Annotated in this window: 1 pseudogene; it reads left to right on the top strand. The window is 66.2% G+C overall.

What is annotated here, in order from left to right:
• A pseudogene (locus K675_RS31715) lies at positions 1-545 on the top strand (malto-oligosyltrehalose synthase); the annotation flags it as partial.

The following is a 545-nucleotide window of genomic DNA, read 5'->3' as shown; positions in this document are numbered from 1 at the left end:
GAACTGGGTGGCGAGCCGGCACTGCGGCGGCTGGTGGCGGCCCTGCGCGAACACGGCATGGGCCTGATCCTCGATATCGTGTCCAACCACATGGCCGTCGGCGGTGCCGACAACCCCTGGTGGCTCGACCTGCTGGAATGGGGGCGACGCAGCCCCTATGGCGAGTTCTTCGACATCCAGTGGCATTCGCCGGACCCGTTGCTCGAAGGCCAGTTGCTGATGCCGTTCCTCGGCAGCGACTACGGCACCGCCCTGCAGGAAGGTACGGTCCCCCTGTGCTTCGATCCCGAACGCGGCGGTTTCCATGTCGAACACTACGCACATCGTTTCCCGATCTGTCCACGGGATTATGGCCAGATCCTCGCCGACCTGCCGGAACTGGACGACCTCGCCGCACGCTTCAAGGCCCTCAACACCCTGCCCGACGCCTACAGCCGCGCCGAGCAACTGCGCGGCGAACTGGCCAGCCGCCGCGACAGCCATGCCGTCATCGTCGCCAGCCTGCACCGCTACGATTCCCGCGAAGCGGAAGGTTTCGAACGCCT

Origin of the sequence: Pseudomonas fuscovaginae SE-1 (genome assembly GCF_000364705.1) — a bacterium.
GTDB lineage: Bacteria > Pseudomonadota > Gammaproteobacteria > Pseudomonadales > Pseudomonadaceae > Aquipseudomonas > Aquipseudomonas fuscovaginae_A.
This window is presented reverse-complemented; position numbering and strand designations above follow the sequence as displayed.